Consider the following 20,574-nt stretch of genomic DNA (forward strand, 5'->3'; position numbering starts at 1 on the left):
TAGAACCACAAGACAAACTTGCAGACCCAATTTTCGGAGCACAAAACCATGAACAGAACCATCACCATATTTGACACCACCTTACGAGACGGCGAACAGTCACCCGGCGCAAGCATGAACACCGCGGAAAAACTGCGCATCGCCACCCATCTGGACGCTCTGGGCGTGGACGTCATCGAAGCAGGCTTTCCCGCATCTTCCCCCGGTGATTTCGAGGCGGTCTCCCGCATCTCGGAGACCGTAAAAAACGCGGAAGTGGCCGCCTTGTGCCGGGCCACCGCCGGGGACATCGACCGGGCCTGGGAAGCCATCAAGGACGCGGTAAAACCCCGGATCCACACCTTCATCGCCACCTCGGACATCCACCTGGAGTACAAGCTCCGCATGGGCCGCGACGAGGTGGTGGAGCGGGCCGTGGCAGCGGTTTCCCACGCACGGCAGTACACGGACAACATTGAGTTCTCCGCCGAAGACGGATCCCGCACCGACCCCGACTTTCTCTGCCGCATCTTCGGGGCGGTCATCGAGGCCGGGGCCACCACCGTCAACCTCCCCGACACCGTGGGCTACGCGGTCCCCAGTGAATTCGGCGAGCTGGTGCGCCACGTCATGGCCAACACCCCGGGCATGGACAAGGCCACTTTGAGCGTCCACTGCCACAACGACCTTGGACTGGCAACGGCCAACACCCTGGCGGCCATCGCCGCCGGAGCCGGACAGGCCGAGGTCACCATCAACGGCATCGGCGAGCGGGCCGGCAACACGGCCCTGGAAGAGGTGGTCATGGCGCTGCACACGCGCCCCGGGACCTTTCCCATGGAAACAGGCATCGACACCACGCGCATCCACGCCACGGGCCGCCTGGTCAGCTCCATCACGGGCATCATGGTGCAGCCCAACAAGGCCATTGTGGGGGCCAACGCCTTCTCCCACGAGTCGGGCATCCACCAGGACGGCATGCTCAAGAACCCCATGACCTACGAGATCATGAGGCCGGAGACCGTGGGGCTCACCACCAACAAGCTGGTGCTGGGCAAACTCTCCGGGCGCTTTGCCCTGCGCTCCCGCCTGGAGGAGATGCGCTACAACCTCACCGAAGAGGAACTCAACACCGTCTTCGAAAGCTTCAAGGTCCTGGCCGACCGGAAAAAAGAGATCGTGGACGAGGACCTGGAAGCCCTGGTCACGGACGTGGTCCTGCGAAGCCACGAGGTGTACACCCTGGAATACCTCCACGTCACCTCCGGCACCACCGTCTACCCCATGGCCAGCGTGCGCCTGGGCATCAACGGCAAGGTGAAGCAGGGAGCCTTTGAAGGCAACGGCCCCATCGACGCGGTGTTCAACACCATCGCCAAGATCGCCGGGCGGGAGCCCGAGCTCCTGCGCTTCTCCATCGGCGCCCTCACCGGCGGCACCGACGCCCAGGGTGAGGTCACCGTCCGCATGAAGGAAGGGGAGCATGTCTCCCTGGGCCGCGGCGCCGACCCGGACATCATCACGGCCAGCGCCAAGGCCTACATCAACGGCCTGAACCGCCTTGAATATTTCAAGTCAAACCCCGTCACGTCCTGTGATGTGATATAGGTTTATATAAAAAAAGCCTCCGGCGGCCCTGCCGGAGGCCAAGCGTTTGAATCGTTTGACAAACAGGTAACACAATCGGGGCCGCCTTCGGGCGACCCCAGCAAGCCGATATGGCCCATTAATCTTTATTTTCATGATATGGAGCATCCAAAGATGAACTACTTCAACACCCTTCCCTTACGCCTTCAACTGGAACAGCTTGGCCAATGCAGCTTCATGGACCCGTCTGAGTTCAACGGCGTGGAGAAGCTCAAAGGCAAAAAAATCGTTGTCGTCGGTTGCGGGGCCCAGGGTCTCAACCAGGGCCTGAACCTCCGTGACAGCGGCCTTGACGTCTCCTACACCCTGCGTCAGGCAGCCATCGACGAGAAGCGCCAGTCCTACCTGAACGCCACTGAAAACGGCTTTTCAGTCGGCACCTACGAAGAGATGCTCCCCACCGCCGACCTCGTGCTCAACCTCACCCCGGACAAGCAGCACACCAACGTGGTCAAGGCCGTCATGCCCCTCATGAAAAAAGGCGCCTGCCTGGCTTACTCCCACGGCTTCAACATCGTTGAAGAGGGCATGCAGGTCCGCGAGGACTTAACCGTTGTCATGGTGGCTCCCAAATCCCCCGGAACCGAGGTACGTGAAGAGTACAAGCGCGGATTCGGCGTCCCCACCCTCATCGCCGTCCACAAAGAGAACGACCCCAACGGCGACGGCCTGGAGATTGCCAAAGCCTACGCCGCCGGTACCGGCGGTGACCGCGCAGGCGTCCTCCTCTCCTCCTTCATTGCCGAGGTCAAATCCGACCTCATGGGCGAGCAGACCATTCTCTGCGGCATGCTCCAGACCGGCTCCATCCTCTGCTTTGATAAGATGATCGAAAAGGGCATGGACGCAGGCTACGCCAGCAAGCTCATCCAGTACGGCTGGGAGACCGTCACCGAAGCCCTCAAGCACGGCGGCATCACCAACATGATGGACCGTCTGGACAACCCCTCCAAAGTCAAATGCTTTGAAGTCTCCGAAGAGCTCAAGACCATCATGCGTCCCCTCTTCAACAAGCACATGGACGACATCATGAGCGGTGCTTTCTCCGAAGGCATGATGGCCGACTGGGCCGAGGGCGACGCCAAGCTCCTGGGATGGCGTGAAGAGACCGGCCAGACTGCCTTTGAAAAGTCCACCGCCGGCGACATGGAGATCTCCGAGCAGGAGTTCTTCGACAACGGCATCCTCATGGTGGCCATGGTCAAGGCAGGGGTCGAGCTGGCCTTTGAAACCATGGTGGCAGCTGGCATCAAAGAGGAGTCCGCCTACTACGAGTCTCTCCACGAGACCCCCCTCATCGCCAACCTCATCAGCCGCAAGAAGCTCTACGAGATGAACAAGGTCATCTCCGATACCGCGGAATACGGCTGCTACCTCTTCGCCAACGCCTGCGTGCCCCTCCTGGCAGACTTCATGAAGAGCGTAGAGACCGACATCATCGGCAAAGGCCTTGCCGCAGACGGCAACGGCGTGGACAACGTGGCCCTCATCGGCGTCAACGATGCCATCCGCAACCACCCCGTGGAAGTCATCGGCAAAGAGCTCCGCAGTTTCATGACTGCCATGAAAGCTATCTTGTAGAAAGAAAACGCGGTCGCATTTTCATTCTACATACCGCCTTCGGCGGTGTGGAGAGCAAGCTGAAATAAAAAAGGTGGAACCGAATGTTCGGTTCCACCTTTTTTTATTTTTAAGCATCGCAACAGGCTGGATGACGAGCCTCGGGTAGCCACCCACTGCTCACGGGCTCAGCCCTTGGCCGCCGGAGGCATGCTTTTGTTTTTTACTAGCCGTTGGACTGTCCCAGCATACCGGCTTTGAGGGCTTCGGTGGTGGGCTTGGCGCCGAGCCAGATGCCGAAGAGGGCTTTTTTGAACTCGTACCCTTTGATGGTGGCCTTTTTCTCTCCCTGCTTGTAAATGGAGGTGCCGGTGCCGGGGACATAGACCATGTCGTAGACATCGTCCACGTGGATCTTTTCGCTGAACACGTCCATCATCTGGTCGATCTCCGCCTGGATGGGGGCGGTGTTTCCGTTGGTGGAGGTCTTAAAGCCCTTGCGGGTGGACTTGGACATTTTCTTGGAGGTGATGAGCTTGCTGGTGATGTGGAGCCGGATGGCCATGGGGGCATCGGCCGCGACCACGGCCTCACCGTCGGAGCTCTTCTCCTGGAGGAAAAGGGCCGCCACATAGGGCTTTACAAAGCTTTTGACACGGATGCCCGAGCCGTTGAAGACAAGGTCTACGCCGTCAAAGGTGACCTTCTCCGGGAACGTGACATCCTCTGCATCCACGGCAAAAGCAGTGCCTGTGGCAAGGCAGAGGGCCAGAAGTATCATCACAATTCGCTTACACATATTTCCTCCTCATTGACGTTTGATGGTCGGTATGATGTCGGCCCGGAGAGCCCGGGCCGGTACACGCGCATGTCTGCACCGGGGATAAAACAGCTACAGCCCCTTGCGCGTCCAGTATTCGTTGCGTCCCAGCAGAGACACCCCGATGAACCCGCGCACTTTCAGCTGCTTGCCCCCTTTTTTAAGCTTCATGAGGCACTTGTAGGTCTTTCCGTTGTCCGGGTCGTAGATATGACCGTTCTCCCAGTCATTGCCCCCCACATGGGAAAATCCGTGGGCCAGGGTCATGCCCAGAACGGGCTGTTTGGCCTTTTCCGGGTCGGGGTTGTTGGCGTCCACCACAGGGGCCCCGTTCTCATCGGTGGCCACCGACTCGGCCAGCCAGACAATCTTCCCCGCATAGGTGTCGCCCTCCTTGTAGATTTCGACGACAGCCTCGTTATCCTTGGTGTACCACTGCCCCAGAATGACGTCTGCCGACACCTCGCAAGAGCCTGATCCGGGCAGGCAGACCAAAAGAGCCAGAACAAGAAGAACCGGGATGGTGCGCTTCATCAACTCCCCCTTTCCATTGTTTCACATCGGTTAACATTCGAACGACAAACCAAATGAAAAGACAACAGACATAAACCCTAACTATGTTCAGTCTTAATAAACAAAGATAGAGCTCAAAAGCAAGGATATTCACCACCTGCCGATCCCGGGGCACCGCCTTCGGAACCTGAGGGGAACGAAACGCAAGGGAAAAGCCCCACGGCTGAAGCCGCATCCCAAGGTGTCGTCCCCCAATAAAAAAAGCCGCGTAAAAACGCGGCTTTTAAAATTCTTTCGTATGTCCTGATCATCGAAGCCCGGCTGTCAGGGCTTTAAGGACTTCAGACCTCTACGCTTCCGATGAGGTCGTTGACATCGCTGATCCCCTTCTCCTTGAGAAAGGCTTCGATACCGTCCACCACCTTCTCGGCGGCGTCGGGGTACACAAAGTTGGCCGTGCCCACCTGAACGGCGGAGGCCCCTGCAATGAGGAATTCCACGGCGTCGTCAGCGGTCATGATCCCGCCCATGCCGATGACCGGAATCTTCACGGCCTTGGCCACCTGGTAGACCATGCGGATGGCAACGGGCTTCACCGCAGGCCCGGAGAGCCCCCCCACCACGTTTGCCAGCAGGGGCTTACGGGTATGGATGTCAATGCCCATGCCGGTGAGGGTGTTGATCAGGGAAACCGAGTCAGCCCCCTCCCCTTCCACGCTCCGGGCGATCTCGGTGATATCCGTGACGTTGGGGCTGAGCTTGACCATGACGGGCAGGCTGGTTTTTGCCTTCACCGCCCTGACCACGTTGGCTGCCGCCACCGGGTCCACGCCAAAGGCCAGGCCCCCTGCGCTCACGTTGGGGCAGGAGATGTTGATCTCAATGCCGTGGATGCCCTCCACGCCCTCGGCGGTGTCCGCGATGGCCGCGTACTCTTCCACGGTCTTGCCGTAGATGTTGATGAACACCTTGGTGTCAAAGGCCTTCATCTCAGGAAGTTTTTCCTTGATAAACCGCTGGATCCCTACGTTCTCAAGGCCGATGGCGTTGAGCATGCCGCAGGAGGTCTCTGCGATGCGGGGGGGAGGGTTGCCCTTGGCGGGATACAGGGAAAGCCCCTTCATGACGACGCCGCCCAGCCGGTTGAGGTTGAGGACCTCGTCAAACTCTTTGCCGTACCCAAAGGTTCCCGATGCGGTCATCACCGGGTTGGCGAGGCGTACGCCTCCGATATCCACTGATGTATTGATGGTCTGGCTCATGATCTCTTTCGTATAGATTGATGGTGACTTATCTGCCCGCCCGCAAATGCTTCAGGGAACTCCCCAGGCCCGGCGGTATCCACGGATGCCGATCCGAATGGCGCACTATACCACAGACGGTCCCCATGCAACACCCCGGGGTTCGCGAAAGCGAAAAGCATACCTCCGGCGGCCCTGCCGGGGGCTAAACGTTTAAAAAAGTTTAACAAACAGGTTTGAAACATCGGCGTAACGATTCAGAACAAATGGTGCGCAAGCACACCCTACAAAATGTCACATGCAAGCTGTTAAAGCCATGACAGCAGCTTATTAAGCTGCTGACAGGTTAAACGTCATTGAGGTGAAATCATTCTTGGGCCATGTCGCCCTGGAGAAGAGTCTCCATGGCCTCGGGCACGGAGTCGGCCGACGCCACGGTGATGGTCTGGTCTGAACCCGGAGGGCAAAAGGTGATGGTCCGGGCGTGGAGGCCCAGGCGGCGGTACCCGAAACGCTCTTCCAGAACAGCCAGGGCGCGTTTGGAGCCATACCTCCGGTCTCCTGTGAGGGGGTGCCCGGACAGTTTCGCGTGGCGACGGATCTGGTGTTTGCGGCCGGTGAGGGGGCTGCAGCGCACCAGGGTGTAGTGCACGGACCGGGACACAACGGAAAAGGCGGTGATGGATGCCATGCGTTTTCCACTGCCTGCCGGGTTGGTGCGCCCGCCGGCTTCCTTGGCCAGGGGCTGCGCCCACCTTCCTTTTTCGGGTGTCAGGTCGCCGTGGACCAGGGCCAGGTACTCCTTGGTGACCTGTTTCTCTTCGAACTGGCGCGTCAGGTGCCGTGCAGCCTCTTTACCAAAGGCAAAGAGCACCACCCCGCTGGTGTCCCCGTCCAGGCGGTGCACGGCATGGACCGAGTCGGATCTGGTGCCCTCTTCCTGCAGGAGCCTGGCGGGCTCCGTGGCAAGGGTATGGATCACCGCTGAGACCAGATCCCTGCCCGGATCGTTATGGACCGAAACCCCGCAGGGTTTGTCCAGGGCCACCCAGCCCCTGCCGCCGTCAAGGACGCCTATGCCCAGGGTCTCCAGGCTCACGGGTGCGTGCTTACTCATGGGTCTCCCCGTTGAAGTAGAACTGGAGGATGTAAGTCTCCTGGTCCTCCAGGGACCAGTGGGTCACCTTCAGGTATTGGGCGGCTTCGTCTGCGTCACCGCGACGGATGAGGTCGATGAAGGCCATGTGCTCCTCGCAATGCTCCTCTTCCCATTGGGGAATGTGCTTGCGGGTGAGAAAATCATAGAGGCGCTGCTTGTTGAGCTGGATGATACGGCGCATCTGATCGTTGGAGGAGAGGTTGAGAAAGACGTTATGGAAGGCCACGTTGCTCTGGTAAAAGCTGTAGGTGTCTTTGACCTCGGAGGCCCGCTTCATCTCCTTGGTCAGCCGCTCCATTTCAGCCAGGGCCGGTTCCTTGAGCTTGTCGAACACGGGGATCAGGATCTCCGATTCCAGGGCCCTGCAGATCTCCCAGGCGTTTTTGACATCTTCCAGGGAGAGTTTGTTGATCATCACCCCGCGCCTGGGAAGAATGGAAACAAACCCGTCGCACTCAAGCTGGATCAGCGCGTCCCTGAGGGGGGTCTTGCTGATGCCCAGGCGCTGGCTGATCTCATTGACGTTCACAAGGGAGCCGGGCAGGAGGCTGCCCCGGTACATTTCATCCCTTAAATACTCGTAAATCTGTTCCCGCAAAGGTTTGGCAATGATGCTTATGCCTTGTTTTCCCTGATTATCCATCACACATCTCCTTCATCAGTATGCGGAAGGGCGGTGCGGCAACGCGCCCCTCGGGGTCCCCATCATTGCCGTGGGTCACGGGTTGTGTTCCCGCTCCATGGAATGTCCCCAAGGAGGATGCCCTGCGGGCATCCTGTTCAACTCTTCCGTCGGTAACTCCGGATGGATGTCAAAAAAATCAGTCTGGTCAATTCAACAGCACCCGGGCCATGTTTCCGCTCGCGCCAAAACCTGCGCGCCGGAAAACCCTTTCCAAAGTATCCTTTCAAATATAATCACACCAGCCGGCAGCGCCCCATGGCAACACCGGCTCTTCAACCTGCCTCCTCCCACGGGGAGGCAAGGGGCCCCCTTTTCACCAATCCCTTAAAAAAACAGGAGCCCCCATCATTCAAAAAAACGGAATGTACACACAAATGACTCGCCCGTCAACGTCTGTTCAAGGGCCTTCACCAAGGGAAAACGTGTTTACCCCAGGGCGATACGGTCCCGGCAGGCCCCCCCTGCACGGTGCCTCAGGCTGGCGGTAACAGAACGCTTACAGCATGGCGCCCGTCCACCTTCATCACGCACGGGACCTCGAAGCTGGCAAGGGCCGTAAACTCGCCGTCCACGGCCACGGGCTGCTCAAGGAGCCATTCCATGTCGAAAAAGTCGCCCCGCTCCGCCAGGATGGAGACGTAGTTGATGCCCAGGGCCGTGATGTTATGGAAAAAGTGGGACCCCTGGGACGGGTCGGCCTTAAGGTCCGCGTGGCTGCTCTCGATGATGCCGCATACCTCGGAGATCTCCTCCCAGGTCACGGGGATCCCCAGCCAGCGGTCTGCCGATCCCCAGCGCCCCGGCCCCAGCAGCAGGTACTTCTCCCCTCGCCTGGCCATCTCCGCGTTCATGCGGCCGATCTCACGGGCGATCTCCCGGGTGTTCTTCAAATCAAAGGTATCGGGCTTCACATAGAGGATATGAGTGACGGGCTGCCCCTTGACATTTCCCAGGGCGTGGGAGGAAACACTGACCCCGGCGGCCTTCTCTTCATCGGTGATCACCACGTCTGCCAGCTCGTCCCGATCAGTCATGGGACGGATCTGAAGCAGAACAAAGCGCCCCTGCTCACCGGGCTTGAGGGGAAGCTCCACGGCAAACTCGATCTCCACGGAACAGCCCATGCCCTGGGAACCGACCTCAAGGACCTTTGACAGGAGCTCAGGCAGCGGGAACATGTTGTATTTAAGGATCCTGTCAAAGGTCAACACCTTGGGGCCTCGACACTGGTGGCCGTACCGGATGGTGTTTTCCTCCCGGACATAGGTCCCGGAAAGGAAAGAGGCCGGCCCGGCGTCGTCCAGGTCACGGATGTTGAGCTTTTCAATCTCCGAGTTGAGGGTCATGACGGAGCGCCGCGCCTTTGCCCCCACCTTCAGGGCATACAGGCTCTGCTGGGCGTTCTTCAGGATCTCTTCCACCCGGGAAAACTGGGGAAGGATATGGGGGCGTCGCGGGGAAAACCGCAGGGCCTGCTCCCCTTCCACCACGGTACGCCCAAGCCCCATGGCGATGGCGGCGATGCCTTCATCCGCCTCCATCTTGCCGAAGGGATAGTAGTTGTAGGACTGGGCCACCCCCGAGACGGCCGGGTAGTAGTAGTCGCCCCACCTGCGGCCGGAGACCTCCTGGATGATCACCGCCATCTTCTCCTCTTCGGTGCGATGCCCCACCCGACGGGCGAAACTCTTGGGCCCCTGGAAATAGGTGGAGGCGTAGACAAGCTTCACCGCGGAGATGAGCTGATTCAGCCTCACCTCCAGCTCTGCATCGTCGTTGGAGATCATGCAGGTATGGTACAGGCCCGCATAGGCCATGAACTGCGCATCTTCAAACAGGGCCGAGGAACGGACGGCAAGGGGGTGGTTGATCTCCTTTAAAAATGCACGGAGTTCCTCGTCGATCCAGCCGGGGAAAGTGGCGTCCTGGAACAGCTCGATCACCTCTTCATCGGGCAAATCGGCCTTGGCCACCCACTTCAGGTCGTTCTCCCGCACAAAGGCGTCAAAGCCCTCGGTGGAGATGACCAGGGTCTGGGGCAGGGAAATTTCAACGCCCCCGAAGCTGTCGTGGAGTTCCGGGTGATGGCGAAGCAGGGTGGAGGCAAAAACGAGGCCCCGGGCTTTTCCCCCCAGGGACCCGCTCCCGATTTTCAGAAACTCGGTCTCCGGGTCAAATTCATCGGCATCAAACTGAACCACCACCCCCTTCTGGCGGTTGCGGCGCCGTTCCTGGATATTCTTGAGGATAAAGGCCTTCATGTCGGCAATGTTGCCCATGAAATCTTCATCCGTGGCCGGACGCAGCCTGTTTGCCAGGAGGGTCTCGGAACGGGCGAAAAACCAGCGGGAAAAATCATTTTTCTTCCAGTGGTTGTAAAAATACTCGTCCGGGATATCGACCAGTTTTTTCTCAAGGGCACGGAAGTTGGGGGCCCGGCAGAGCTCCCCCCCGTCGCTGTCCCGAAACACAAAATCCCCGAAGCCCAGCTGGTTTACAAAATAGTGGTGGAAGTCACCGGACAGGGAGGGAGAGTTCTTGTCCACGAAATAGATACCGAGCTCATCGGCAACGCTGCGGTTGGACGACTCGGTGCTGGCCATCATCAGGGGGATATCGGCCTGTTCCCCCTGGATGTGGGAGAGCACCAGGTACCCGGAATCGTCGCACACGGCACCGTCCCGGGGGAAACTGGCATCGGAAATCACCCCGAGGATGTACTCCTTGTACTCTTCGTAGATCTCCATGGCCTCTTCATAGCTCTGGGTCACGAGAATCTTGGGCCGGGCCCGCATGGTCAGCAGCCGGTGCTCATGGTTCAGGACCTCCTCCATGACGTCCTGGACCTGGGTCACCACCTCTTTGTAAAGGATGGGCAGGATGGCCGACGTGTACAGGGGAGAGTCCTCCACCATCAAAATGATACGGACACCGGCCTTGTCGGTGTCGTGGGCCACATTGAGGCGGTCTTCCTCGCTTTTGATCAGGGCCAGGAGGATGTCGGCGTTTCCGGTCCACACGTACATGCGGTCCACGCCCCGGGACTTGGACCGAACCGGGTCAAACTGGCTGGGCAGGGGGCTGTGGGTGAGCAACACAACGGGGATGTTCGGGCACTTGCGCTTGATCTCCTCCCCCAGGGTGAAGGCATCCATGTCCACGAGGCGCAACATGGTGACCACCATATCAAAGGAACGCTTCTCCAGCATGTCCAGGGCCTCTTCGGCCGTAGACACCCAGGTCAGGCGCGGGGGACGGCTCAGGTTGAGCCCCCGGTACTCGGTGACGATCTTTTCGGAAAGGCGCCCGTCCTCTTCCATGATGCACGCATCATACAGGCTGGACACCAACAGGATTTCCCTGATTTTACAGGGCATCAACTCATAGAACACCTTAAACCGGGAATCAAATTCTTCCATGGACAACCTGCCGTTTTGTGTCAATCCACACCCTCCTTCGTACCGAATCTCAGATGATATATACCGCTTGCCATGATTTACAAAGGGGCACCTTTTGATATATCAGACACCAAATACCAATGCAAGCGCCAGGCATGGGAAGCTTTGCCACCACACCCCGCACAGGGCCTGGGGATCTGGGGCCTCCAAGGGTCCTTGGCCCCTCAGTTCCGGCCTGTTTCCCGGACTTTCCGCCGGAAAGCGACTCCAACGGATTGACTTTTCAACGAGACTGGATTAAGCCCATGGCTGATAAAACAGGCATCCGATGCTTGGGCAACAGGAGAAACAACCGCCCCGGACACAGGTGCCGTCATACGTTAAAAAAGAAACAAACCCCAATAGTGAGGCCACCCACATGGACGTCATCGGTTCAATTCACGAGATGCAGAGCTTAAGCGACAGCCTGAGGCAACAGGGAAAACGTATCGCCTTTGTACCCACCATGGGCTTTCTCCACGACGGGCACCTCTCCCTCATGCGGGAGGCAAAGAAACACGCAGATATCCTGGTCACCAGTATCTTTGTAAACCCGGCCCAGTTCGGCCCCAACGAGGATCTGGACGCCTACCCCCGGGCCATGGAGAGCGACCTGGCCAAGTCCCGGGACGCGGGCGTGGACGTGGTGTTCACCCCCACCAGCGATCAGATCTACCCCGAGGGCTACGAGACCTACGTTCAGCTGGAGACCCTGCCCAACCACCTCTGCGGCCTCTCCCGACCCGTCTTTTTCAAGGGGATCACCACGGTGGTCACCAAGCTCTTTCACATCGTCAAGCCCCATGTGGCCGTCTTCGGTGAAAAGGACTTTCAGCAGCTTGCCATCATCCGCCGCATGGTCAAAGACCTGAACATGGACATCGAGATCATCGGCGGAACCCTCATCCGGGAAGCAGACGGCCTGGCCATGAGCTCCCGCAACGCCTACTTAAGCGATGACGAGCGCACCGAAGCCCTTCGCCTCAGCCAGTCTCTGTCAAAGGCCCGGGAGATGATCACAGCCGGAGAGACCCAGGCCGCCGCCATCAAGGCCATGACCGAGACCCACCTGTCCGGCTGCCCGGACATGACCATCGACTACATCTCCCTGTGCGACCCCGAAACCCTGGACGAGGTGGAGACCGTCACCTCTCCCACCCTCATGGCCCTTGCCGTGATGCTGGGCAAAACCCGGCTCATCGACAACACGGTGCTGGTGCCGCAATAAGGAGTCACCATGAAAACCAGAAACCTGATACGAAAAATGACGGCCATCGCCCTGTTGACGGCCGTCCTGAACCTCACGGCCTGCGGGTACCTCCTCTACCCCGAGCGCAAGGGACAATCCGGCGGCAGGCTCGATACCGCCGTGTTTCTCCTGGATGCCGCAGGGCTCCTGTTCGGCATCATCCCGGGGGTGATTGCCTTTGCCGTGGATATCTCCACCGGGACCATTTACGTGCCCCAGGGGGATAAATCCATCATAGACAAGCATCTCAAGCAGGCGGGCATGTCCCCGGTGAAGGTCCCGGACCTCGACAGGGAGCTCCTGGCCGACAAGCTCTCCATGGAGCTGGGCCGTCCCATCACCGCTGAGATGATCCGACTCTACGAGGCATCCCCGGACACCCGCATGGCTCTGGCGGCCATGGATGTCACGGTTCTCAAGTGATGCTCACGTCATTGTAAGCACCCATACCCCGGCCTCCCGTCAATGGGGGCCCATGGTTACCAAACAAAAAAACCGGTCTCGGCATGACATGCCGGGACCGGTTTTTGCGTATTTAAAGTAAATAAAAAAAGACATCCGGCGGCGAGGTGAGCCACCTCGAAAACTGATTGCCCTTGCGCTTCGTCCCTCGTTTCTCGGGCCAAATCAAGTGAAATTCATTTAAGAAGAATTTTTAAAATCTGTGTAACTATTCAGCTATGCCTCCGGCGGGTCGCTTTTTTAAAAAAAAGCTCCGCAAAAAACTCTTCTAAGGCAGAAAATGTCGAAATTGTTTCGGCGTAGCCTGGAAGGCTTACTTAAGACCTGTTTGTCAAACTTTTTAAAAGTTTGGCCCCCGGCAGGGCCGCCGGAGGCTTTTTTCGGGCTGAATCGTTATGCGATATGAAGCACGTTGGCGAGGATGATGAACACACCCGTGGCCAGGAGCACCCAGAAGACGATCTTTCGGAAAAGGGCCGCATCCACCCGATGATGGACCACCTCACCGATGAGAATGCCCACCAGCAGAAACGGCAGGGACCAGACCAGGTTGAGGAGGCTCTGGCCCATGGCGGCGCCCTGGGTGATCACGGCGCCCATGTTGGAGAGGATGGGATCAAAGGTGGCGTCGGTGGCAATGAGAAAGGTGTTGACCGAAACCCACAGGAGGCTCAGGGTGGCCCGGAACTCTCCTTTGTCCCGGAGCTTGCGCGTGGCATAGAGGACCACAAAGGGACCGCCCGTGGCAAAGGCACCGTGAAGAACACCGCCCAACACCAGGAGCACGTAGTAGACCCACTCGGGGATGGTGACGCGAAGCTGGATGCCGCCGTACTCTTTTTTCAGCTGCATGATGGAGGTGCAGACAATGAAGATCCCCAAAAGCAGCTTCAGGGTGTCGCTGGGAAAATGGTTGAAGAGGTAAATACCCGCGGGCATGCCCAGGCCAACCAGGGCCACGATGATGCCGAACTGGCGCCAGTTGATGTGGCGAAACTTCGTTGAGACGAGGTAGGCGCCCAGGATCCAGGTCAACACGGCCAACAGAATCTTGGCCTCATAGATCCCCAGGATCCAGGTCACAAAGGGAAAAGCGAGAACAGTACACCCAAAGCCGGTAATCACTTCCAGGGTGTGGGTAAGGAACACCACGATACCGGTCAAGAGAAAGGTCATCATGCGTCAAACATCCTTCGTACATAACGGTCGGGGCCGGAGAACCGAAAACATGCTGCCCCCTGCCCCCTTCCGGCTCGGTACCACAGCAGGCTCCCACCTGTGTTTAAAACCACGAAGACGGGTAAAGCAGCCTTGCTGCGTTCACCCGTCTTTTTTCATATTGATCGCACCCCGGGCCTGACCCCCGGGATGATATAGCCTGTGTTTCCTGACCCTCACTCCCCGGCCAGGGCCACCTCTTCCTTGGTGGCCTGCTTGTAAAAGCGCCGGATATGGTCTTCCTGCTTCTCAAAAGACCAGTGGATATCCCGCAGAAACGCCGTGGCGGACTCCCGGTCCCCGGAGCGCAGCAGCTCGATGAGGTGCTCGTGCTCGTCGCAGTTGACGGTCTCCCACTCCGGAATGCAGGAGCGGGACAGAAAATCGTAGAGCCTCTGCTTGATGCGCTTCAGGATGCGAAGCATCTGGCGGTTGTCCGACAACGAGAGAAACGCATCATGAAAGTCGATGTTGAGCTGGTAGAAGCGATCCGTGTCCTTTTCGGCCATGGCCTCTTTCATCTCGTTGTTGATGGCCTCCATGGACGCGATGCAGGAGGCGTCGATGCGGTGAAACAGGCGGTTGATCATCTCGGACTCAAAGGCCCTGCAGATCTCCCAGGACTCGCGCACGTCCGAAAGGGTCAGCCGGTTGACCATCACCCCACGCCGGGGGAGGATGGTGACAAAACCGTCGCACTCCAGTTGAATCAGCGCCTCGCGCAGGGGGGTCTTGCTGATGCCCATGCTCCGGCTGATCTCGTTGGTGTTCACCAACTGTCCGGGCTGCAGGTTGCCTTTGTTGATATCATTGCGAAGGTAATCGTAAATTTGTTCGCGCAGGGGTTGAACGTTAATCACCCCGCTTTCCCCCTGTCTTGCTGACGACTGCATGGTCCTTCCTTATGGTCTTTTATTTCAGGCAAACAGGGGTCGATCCGGCCTCATGGCCCTTGGAGCCCCCTGTGCCTTGTATTGCAAATTATCTGATATTTTATATTATATATTTTATGAAATATCCAGCACAGAGTATTCTTCATTGAACACCACGCACAAAACAGATGAATCCGTTAAAACCCGGCCCCTTGCCCGTCAGACACACACTCTGTGCCGCGGCCAAAGGCCCTCCCACTAAAAAAAAAACACCGTAACCCCTTCCCGGGTCCCGCCCGGCAGGCCTCCACCTTTCCCATGAAAGATGAAGGGCCCGCCGATGTGCGGTAAACGCGTTTGGGTTACAAGGTCAACTCCGAGGCCTCGGTAATTTCATGGCGAAGCTTCAAAAATTCATGGTCGGTAAATTTCCTGGGTCGCGGCAGGTTGACCTCGTACACCTCGCGGATGCGACCGGGCAGCTTGCCCTCCATGCAGATGATGCGATCCCCTAAATACAGGGCCTCATCGATGTTGTTGGTGACAAAGATGACGGTTCGTTTCTCCTGCTCCCAGATGCGGACGGTCTCCTGCTCCATGTAGATACGGGTCTGGGCGTCAAGCTGGCCGAAGGGTTCGTCCAGGAGCATCACCTCGGGCTGGTTGGCGTAGGCCCTTGCAATGCCCACGCGCTGCTTCATACCGCCGGAGAGCTGGTGGGGAAATTTGCTCTCAAAGCCCTGGAGGCCCACCATGTCGATATAGTGCTGGGCCACCTTTCGGCGCTCCTCCTTACCGACCCCGCGGAGCTTCGGGCCCATCTCCACGTTGCCCATGACGGTTCGCCAGGCAAAGAGCATGTAGCTCTGGAACACGAGGCCCCGGTCCTGTCCCGGACCGTCCACCTCCTTGCCGTTGATGACCACGCTGCCGGTGGTGGGGGTTTCAAGGCCCGCCATAATCCTCAAGAGAGTACTCTTCCCGCACTGACCGGGCCCTAAGATCACCACAAACTCGTTCTCTTCCACATCAAGGCTAATGTCTTCAAGAACATGGACCTTCTGGCTCCCCTTCTGGATGAACGTCTTGCTGATGTTCCGACAGGAAATTTTTGCGTTTGTGTTTCCGTTTTCAGCCATTGTCTTGTTTCCATCCTCCAATAGGTTAGAGTCCCTCGATTTCACGCTTCCAGGGGCAGAGCACTTTTTCCAGCAATCCCACCAGCTGCGATGTCAGAAGTGCCGCAAGGGCGATGGCCACCATGCCCCCCAAGACCATGGCAGGACGACCCAGGTTCATGCCCTTGATGATGACGTACCCCAGGCCGGAGCGGGCACTGACGAGCTCAGCTGCCAGCACGCAGGTCCAGGCGATACTAAGGGAAATCTGGAGCCCTGCAAAGATGGAAGGAAAGGCCGCGGGAAAGCAGACCTGAAGGATCTCATCCCGCCGGTTGCCGCCCAGGACCCGGACCACATCGTAAAGTTCGGGCTCCACCAGGCGCACCCCGTTGTAGGAGTTCAACAGGCAGGGCACAAAGGTCCCGATGATGATGATAAAGACCTTGGAGGGCTCCCCGATACCGAACCAGAGAATGGAGATGGAGATCCAGGCAATGGGGGGCATGGGTTTCATGAGGTCGAAGATCGGCTTGACGATGGCGTTGACGTACTTGTTCAGGGCCATCATCAGCCCCAGGGGCACGGCCACAAGGGACGCAATGGAAAAGCCGATGAGGATGCGCCGGGTACTGGCCCAGACATGGCCCCACAAAGAGTTGCCGGCCAGGCGGTGGGTGATCATGTACCCCATGTACTCCACCACCTCCAGGGGACGGGCCAGGGAGCTGCCCAGGATCTTTTTGTAGGCCACATAGTCCCACAGCCCGAAAAAACAGGTCAGGGAGACGGCGTAGAGGAACCACTTGTTCATCAAAACGGTCTTCACCGTGATGGGGCTCCGCTCCTTGGCCGTCGATTGGGTTTCGTTGGCAATTGATGTCACGTGTCCTACCTCCTTATCCCTGCAAGAAGTCGCTTTTCAACGGCATCGATGACCACGCCGATGACAGCGCCCGTCAACCCTACCATGGCCATCCCGAGGAGCACCATGTCCGGCATGGCCAGACGGCGGCCCATGGTGATCATGAAGCCCAGTCCGTTGTCGGCAGCCAGGAGCTCGGCCCCCACCAGGTTGGTCCAGCAGTAAGCCAGGGCAATCTGGAGCGCGCCGAAAACCATGGGAAGCGCAGACGGAATACAGATCTTGGTAAAAATCTGCCAGCTGGAGGCACCGTAGGTCCGCGCCATCTGAATCAGCACGGGGTTGGTCATCTTCACCCCGACGTAGGAGTTAATAACGCAGGGGACAATACCGGCGATCCAGATAATAAAGACCTTGCCGGGGATGCCGATGCCGAACCAGAAAATGGTCAGGGGGATCCAGGCAATGGGGGGAATGGGTCGGATCAATTCAAAAATGGGTCGGGCGAGGCCTTCCACAACCGGGAACCACCCCATGGCAAGACCGAGGGGAATCCCCACCAGCAGCGCCAGAACATACCCTGTAAATGCCTCCTGGATGCTGGTCCACATGTGGGTGGTGAGAAGCGCGCCGTCCGGGTTCAACTGGGTCCACTTGGCAATAAACAGCTTGAGGACCTCCAGGGGAGACGCCAAAAGGGAGCTGGGCACCACCCCGAAGGTGAGCAGGGACTGCCAGGCCCCGAAAAAGAAGATGATGCTGATGATTGGAAGGATCACCATGATGGGTTCTTTGGTAACCTTCACCTCTTCATAACTCATGGATCATGAACCTCCGAGTCGTAATCGTGTACTTTTTTGCATCCGATCCCCCTTCCCCTTTTCCGAAAACACCGGAAAGGGAAAGGGGGAAATCCCTTATGTCAGGAGGAAGCAATCCTTAGTTGTACGCAGGGATCGGAGTCTTCACCAGCTTCAGGAACTTGTCGGTGATGTAGTCGCTGTTGACGACCTTGTCGCGCTCGGCCTGGGTGAACTTGCCCTGGGCGGTAAAGAAATCGGTGATGTCGCGCATCCAGATCTCCACGGTGCTCATCTGGCCGTCCTTCTTGGCAAAGAGTTCGAGCTGCTCTTCCAGGGTGAACACGGGATGCATCTTGATGTCCATCATGGCCATCTCTTTGGTCAGAGGGGTGCCCACCCACTCTTCAAAGAACCGGCGGTAATCGGCGAGGAGCTGCTTGCTGGTGGGGGTGTCGAAGTTGCCCTGGCCGTGCTCTTTCATGAGATTGACCACGCGGAAGTACTGACGGAGGAACTTGGCCACGATCTCGGGGTGCTCGTCGCCGAACTCACGGGCCACCATCATGGTGATGGGCAGGCTGGTGCCGGAGGTATGGATGTTGCCCACAACCTTCCAACCGCGGTCCATGCCGATGTACATGTTGGGAGCCCAGAGGCAGACGGCGTCGCCCACGCCCGCTTCAAAGGCAGCCATGGCCTGGGCCTGGTCCATGTGCTTGACGATGACGTCCTTGTCCTTAAGGCCGAAAACCTTGAGCCAGGAGCTCATGGTGTAGTGGGGAGAAGAGACCGTGGTGGTGAGGATCGTGATGCCCTTGATGGTTTCGGGGCTGCCGTAGACCTCAGGGTTCTTGGGGTTCCATCCCTTGGTCTTTAAAATGGGGCTGTTGGCGCGCACGAGCACGGAGTTGGTAAAGGATTCGTCGTTGCCCACCATGGCGCAGTAGGTGCCGTAGCGCAGGCCTGCCAGAACGTGGGGAGTGGCCCCGTTACCGCCCAGGTGCCATGATTTTGAGGGAAGGGCTTCCAGCTGTGCCATCCCTGAGTCGTAGTACTGAAGTTCCATGTCCAGACCTTCTTCCCTGTCCCAGCCCTTCTCCACCATGTACCAGGCCATGAATGCTTCATGTTCGGGAAGCCAGCAGGTCTTTAATTTAAAAAGCTTCTTCTTGGCGAATGCCGTTCCGACGCCAGTCACGGCAAACAAAAGAACCAGGCACACGATGCCGATTAATTTAAGCTTTCTCATTACACTCTCCTTCGCATAACTACAGTTAATGTTTCACGGAGTGACACCTCGTCCCTCCTCCTGCACACCTCAAAAGGGGAGGGTTCACCAACAGGTGCTAAAGTGCCCGACATCCATCGGGTCTTTTCTCGCCCGATCGCCTCAAGGTCGGGTTCTTTAAGCGGTCCCATCGGCGTAAACCTCGCCTGCGGACCGTGGTGCTGCCGGGTGGCGCGGAAGCTAAAAGCCGGGATTGCAGTCTGAACGGCTTTTGCCCCTTTCAACCATCCGGTTAAAAAAAGGTTTCGTGCATCTTTTCCCCAAAGGCGGCGGTTACCACCAGCGGATGAGTTCGGTGACGTGCTCACGGATCTCAACAAATTTGGGGTCCATGGGGTTGCGGGGCCTGGGCAGGTCCACCACCACCTCGGCGCGAACATTTGTGGGCTTGTTGCTCAGGACCAGGATGCGGTCGGCAACGTAGACGGCCTCCTCAATGTTGTGGGTGACGAAAATAACGGTGCTTTTCAGTTTGTTCTGGAGCGAAACAAGCTCGTCTTCCAGGTAGTAGCGGAGCTTAACGTCGAGCTGGCCGTAGGGTTCATCCATCAGGAGCAGGTCAGGGTCGACGGAAAAGGCACGGGCAACGGCAATCCGCTGGATCATGGAGGCCGATACCTGGTTGGGATAGAGGCTGGCGCAGTCGGTCAAGCCAACCATATCCATGATACGATCGAGGCGTTCCTCTTTTTCCGCCTCGGAGACGTTCTTTACCTCCATGCCGAAGGCCACGTTTTCACGCACGGTTCGCCACGGAAGGCATGTGGGCTCTTGAAAAACAAAGGCAAGGTTGTGCTTGGTGGGATCGGCAACCTCTCCATCGATGAAGATATTGCCGTCAGAGGAAGGCATGAGTGTAGACAGAAGATTCAGGAACGTGGTTTTCCCGCACCCGGTCGGACCGACAATGCTGAGGAATTCCCCCTCAGCCACGGTAAAGTTGATCTTGTCAAGAACCAGCAGGTCGCCAAATCGCTTGGTCAGGTTCTTCACTTCAATTTTATTTCTTACAGCTGGATTGTTCCCCACCTTTAAATTCCCCTCATAGTTTCTGGATGTTATCTATTTTGGGCGTGAAGGTCACCAGGCGCTGTCGGGTTTACCCGCCCGTCGGACTCGTATGAACGAGCAGTACGGAGCATTGCGCATGATGAACCACATGGTTACTGGCACTTCCCAGGAGAAGGTCGGCCAGGGTGCCGCGGTTTGTCCGCCCCAGCACGATCAGGTCCGCCCCCCAGTCGCCGGCATACTCGACGATGTCCTCCCCGGGGTTTCCCACAGCCACATGGGTTCTCGTTTTGACTCCCTTCCCTTTGGCAAGAATGCACAGGCCCTGAAGCCACGCCTCGGCGTGCATCACCTGGGCGTCTTTTCGTTCAATGCGTTTCCGATGAGATGACGCCTGATCCATCTCCGTGAAGGTTCCTATGCGGTCTTCCAGTTCCGCAACCGTAGACTGGCGTAGGCAATGGAACACGGCGAGTTCCGCCCCCTCTTTCACGGCAAGCTCAACGGACTGCTCCATGAGGGCAGAGCTTGCGTCGTTGACATCAACGGCCACGACAATTTTTTTGTACGCCATAGTGCACCTGTCGGTATGGTTTGTAACTTCACAAGTTAAGCCGGAGTTAAGAACCCCTTTCGGGGATCCGGGG

At 58.0% G+C, this 20,574-nt stretch carries 18 protein-coding genes; 4 read left to right on the plus strand and 14 right to left on the minus strand.

The window, feature by feature from the left end; translation table 11 throughout:
* The first annotated feature begins 48 nt into the window (after positions 1-48).
* Positions 49-1,587, plus strand: a complete 1,539-nt coding sequence (locus MSL71_RS16000; RefSeq protein WP_180142135.1) for a 2-isopropylmalate synthase — start codon at positions 49-51, stop codon at positions 1,585-1,587.
* A gap of 153 nt (positions 1,588-1,740) precedes the next feature.
* Entirely contained in the window at positions 1,741-3,207 is a 1,467-nt protein-coding gene (gene ilvC, locus MSL71_RS16005; protein WP_180142138.1) for a ketol-acid reductoisomerase, read from the plus strand.
* 205 nt (positions 3,208-3,412) lie between these two features.
* Here ilvC and MSL71_RS16010 read toward each other — a convergent pair whose 3' ends face one another.
* The 6 genes from MSL71_RS16010 to MSL71_RS16035 form a co-directional block, all read right to left on the minus strand.
* A complete protein-coding gene (locus tag MSL71_RS16010) occupies positions 3,413-3,985 on the minus strand; it encodes a chalcone isomerase family protein (RefSeq protein ID WP_180142140.1) in 573 nt (190 codons plus the stop codon).
* A 93-nt stretch (positions 3,986-4,078) separates the two neighbouring features.
* Positions 4,079-4,540 carry a DUF2147 domain-containing protein gene (locus MSL71_RS16015; protein WP_180142141.1) on the minus strand — a complete coding sequence of 154 codons (462 nt, stop codon included), beginning with the start codon at positions 4,538-4,540 and terminating at the stop codon, positions 4,079-4,081.
* Positions 4,541-4,860: 320 nt separating this feature from the next.
* Entirely contained in the window at positions 4,861-5,781 is a 921-nt protein-coding gene (locus tag MSL71_RS16020; protein ID WP_180142187.1) for a dihydroorotate dehydrogenase, read from the minus strand.
* Positions 5,782-6,127: 346 nt separating this feature from the next.
* Positions 6,128-6,877 carry an RluA family pseudouridine synthase gene (locus MSL71_RS16025; protein ID WP_180142189.1) on the minus strand — a complete coding sequence of 250 codons (750 nt, stop codon included), beginning with the start codon at positions 6,875-6,877 and terminating at the stop codon, positions 6,128-6,130.
* Positions 6,870-7,562, minus strand: a complete 693-nt coding sequence (locus MSL71_RS16030) for a GntR family transcriptional regulator (protein ID WP_180142191.1) — start codon at positions 7,560-7,562, stop codon at positions 6,870-6,872. Before MSL71_RS16030 ends, MSL71_RS16025 begins: the two co-directional genes overlap by 8 nt.
* 515 nt (positions 7,563-8,077) lie before the next feature.
* The gene (locus MSL71_RS16035) at positions 8,078-11,023 is read right to left on the minus strand and encodes a PEP/pyruvate-binding domain-containing protein (RefSeq protein ID WP_180142193.1); all 2,946 of its coding nucleotides are present in this window, start codon (positions 11,021-11,023) and stop codon (positions 8,078-8,080) included.
* A gap of 397 nt (positions 11,024-11,420) precedes the next feature.
* On the opposite strand from MSL71_RS16035, the gene panC reads away from it, so the two are divergent.
* Together panC and MSL71_RS16045 are read left to right on the plus strand one after the other, a co-directional pair.
* Entirely contained in the window at positions 11,421-12,269 is an 849-nt protein-coding gene (gene panC, locus MSL71_RS16040; protein ID WP_180142195.1) for a pantoate--beta-alanine ligase, read from the plus strand.
* A gap of 9 nt (positions 12,270-12,278) precedes the next feature.
* Complete coding sequence (locus MSL71_RS16045; protein ID WP_180142197.1) at positions 12,279-12,713, plus strand: polyribonucleotide nucleotidyltransferase; 435 nt, start codon at positions 12,279-12,281, stop codon at positions 12,711-12,713.
* A gap of 432 nt (positions 12,714-13,145) precedes the next feature.
* Here MSL71_RS16045 and MSL71_RS16050 read toward each other — a convergent pair whose 3' ends face one another.
* The 8 genes from MSL71_RS16050 to MSL71_RS16085 form a co-directional block, all read right to left on the minus strand.
* Positions 13,146-13,931, minus strand: a complete 786-nt coding sequence (locus MSL71_RS16050) for a sulfite exporter TauE/SafE family protein (protein WP_180142199.1) — start codon at positions 13,929-13,931, stop codon at positions 13,146-13,148.
* Positions 13,932-14,146: 215 nt separating this feature from the next.
* Positions 14,147-14,863: a GntR family transcriptional regulator gene (locus MSL71_RS16055; protein ID WP_180142201.1), complete on the minus strand. Its 717-nt coding sequence runs from the start codon at positions 14,861-14,863 to the stop codon at positions 14,147-14,149.
* A gap of 341 nt (positions 14,864-15,204) precedes the next feature.
* Positions 15,205-15,981, minus strand: coding sequence for an ABC transporter ATP-binding protein (locus MSL71_RS16060; protein WP_180142203.1), 777 nt, complete (start codon positions 15,979-15,981; stop codon positions 15,205-15,207).
* A gap of 25 nt (positions 15,982-16,006) precedes the next feature.
* Positions 16,007-16,846 carry an ABC transporter permease gene (locus tag MSL71_RS16065; RefSeq protein ID WP_218951053.1) on the minus strand — a complete coding sequence of 280 codons (840 nt, stop codon included), beginning with the start codon at positions 16,844-16,846 and terminating at the stop codon, positions 16,007-16,009.
* A gap of 5 nt (positions 16,847-16,851) precedes the next feature.
* On the minus strand, positions 16,852-17,646 hold the full coding sequence (locus tag MSL71_RS16070) for an ABC transporter permease (RefSeq protein ID WP_180142205.1): 795 nt from the start codon (positions 17,644-17,646) through the stop codon (positions 16,852-16,854).
* A 118-nt stretch (positions 17,647-17,764) separates the two neighbouring features.
* Positions 17,765-18,877 carry an ABC transporter substrate-binding protein gene (locus tag MSL71_RS16075; RefSeq protein ID WP_180142207.1) on the minus strand — a complete coding sequence of 371 codons (1,113 nt, stop codon included), beginning with the start codon at positions 18,875-18,877 and terminating at the stop codon, positions 17,765-17,767.
* A 312-nt stretch (positions 18,878-19,189) separates the two neighbouring features.
* A complete protein-coding gene (locus MSL71_RS16080; RefSeq protein ID WP_180142209.1) occupies positions 19,190-19,945 on the minus strand; it encodes an ABC transporter ATP-binding protein in 756 nt (251 codons plus the stop codon).
* Positions 19,946-20,015: 70 nt separating this feature from the next.
* Positions 20,016-20,501: a universal stress protein gene (locus MSL71_RS16085; protein ID WP_180142211.1), complete on the minus strand. Its 486-nt coding sequence runs from the start codon at positions 20,499-20,501 to the stop codon at positions 20,016-20,018.
* Between the last annotated feature and the right edge of the window lie 73 nt (positions 20,502-20,574).

Source organism: Desulfoluna butyratoxydans, from assembly GCF_900699765.1.
GTDB lineage: Bacteria > Desulfobacterota > Desulfobacteria > Desulfobacterales > Desulfolunaceae > Desulfoluna > Desulfoluna butyratoxydans.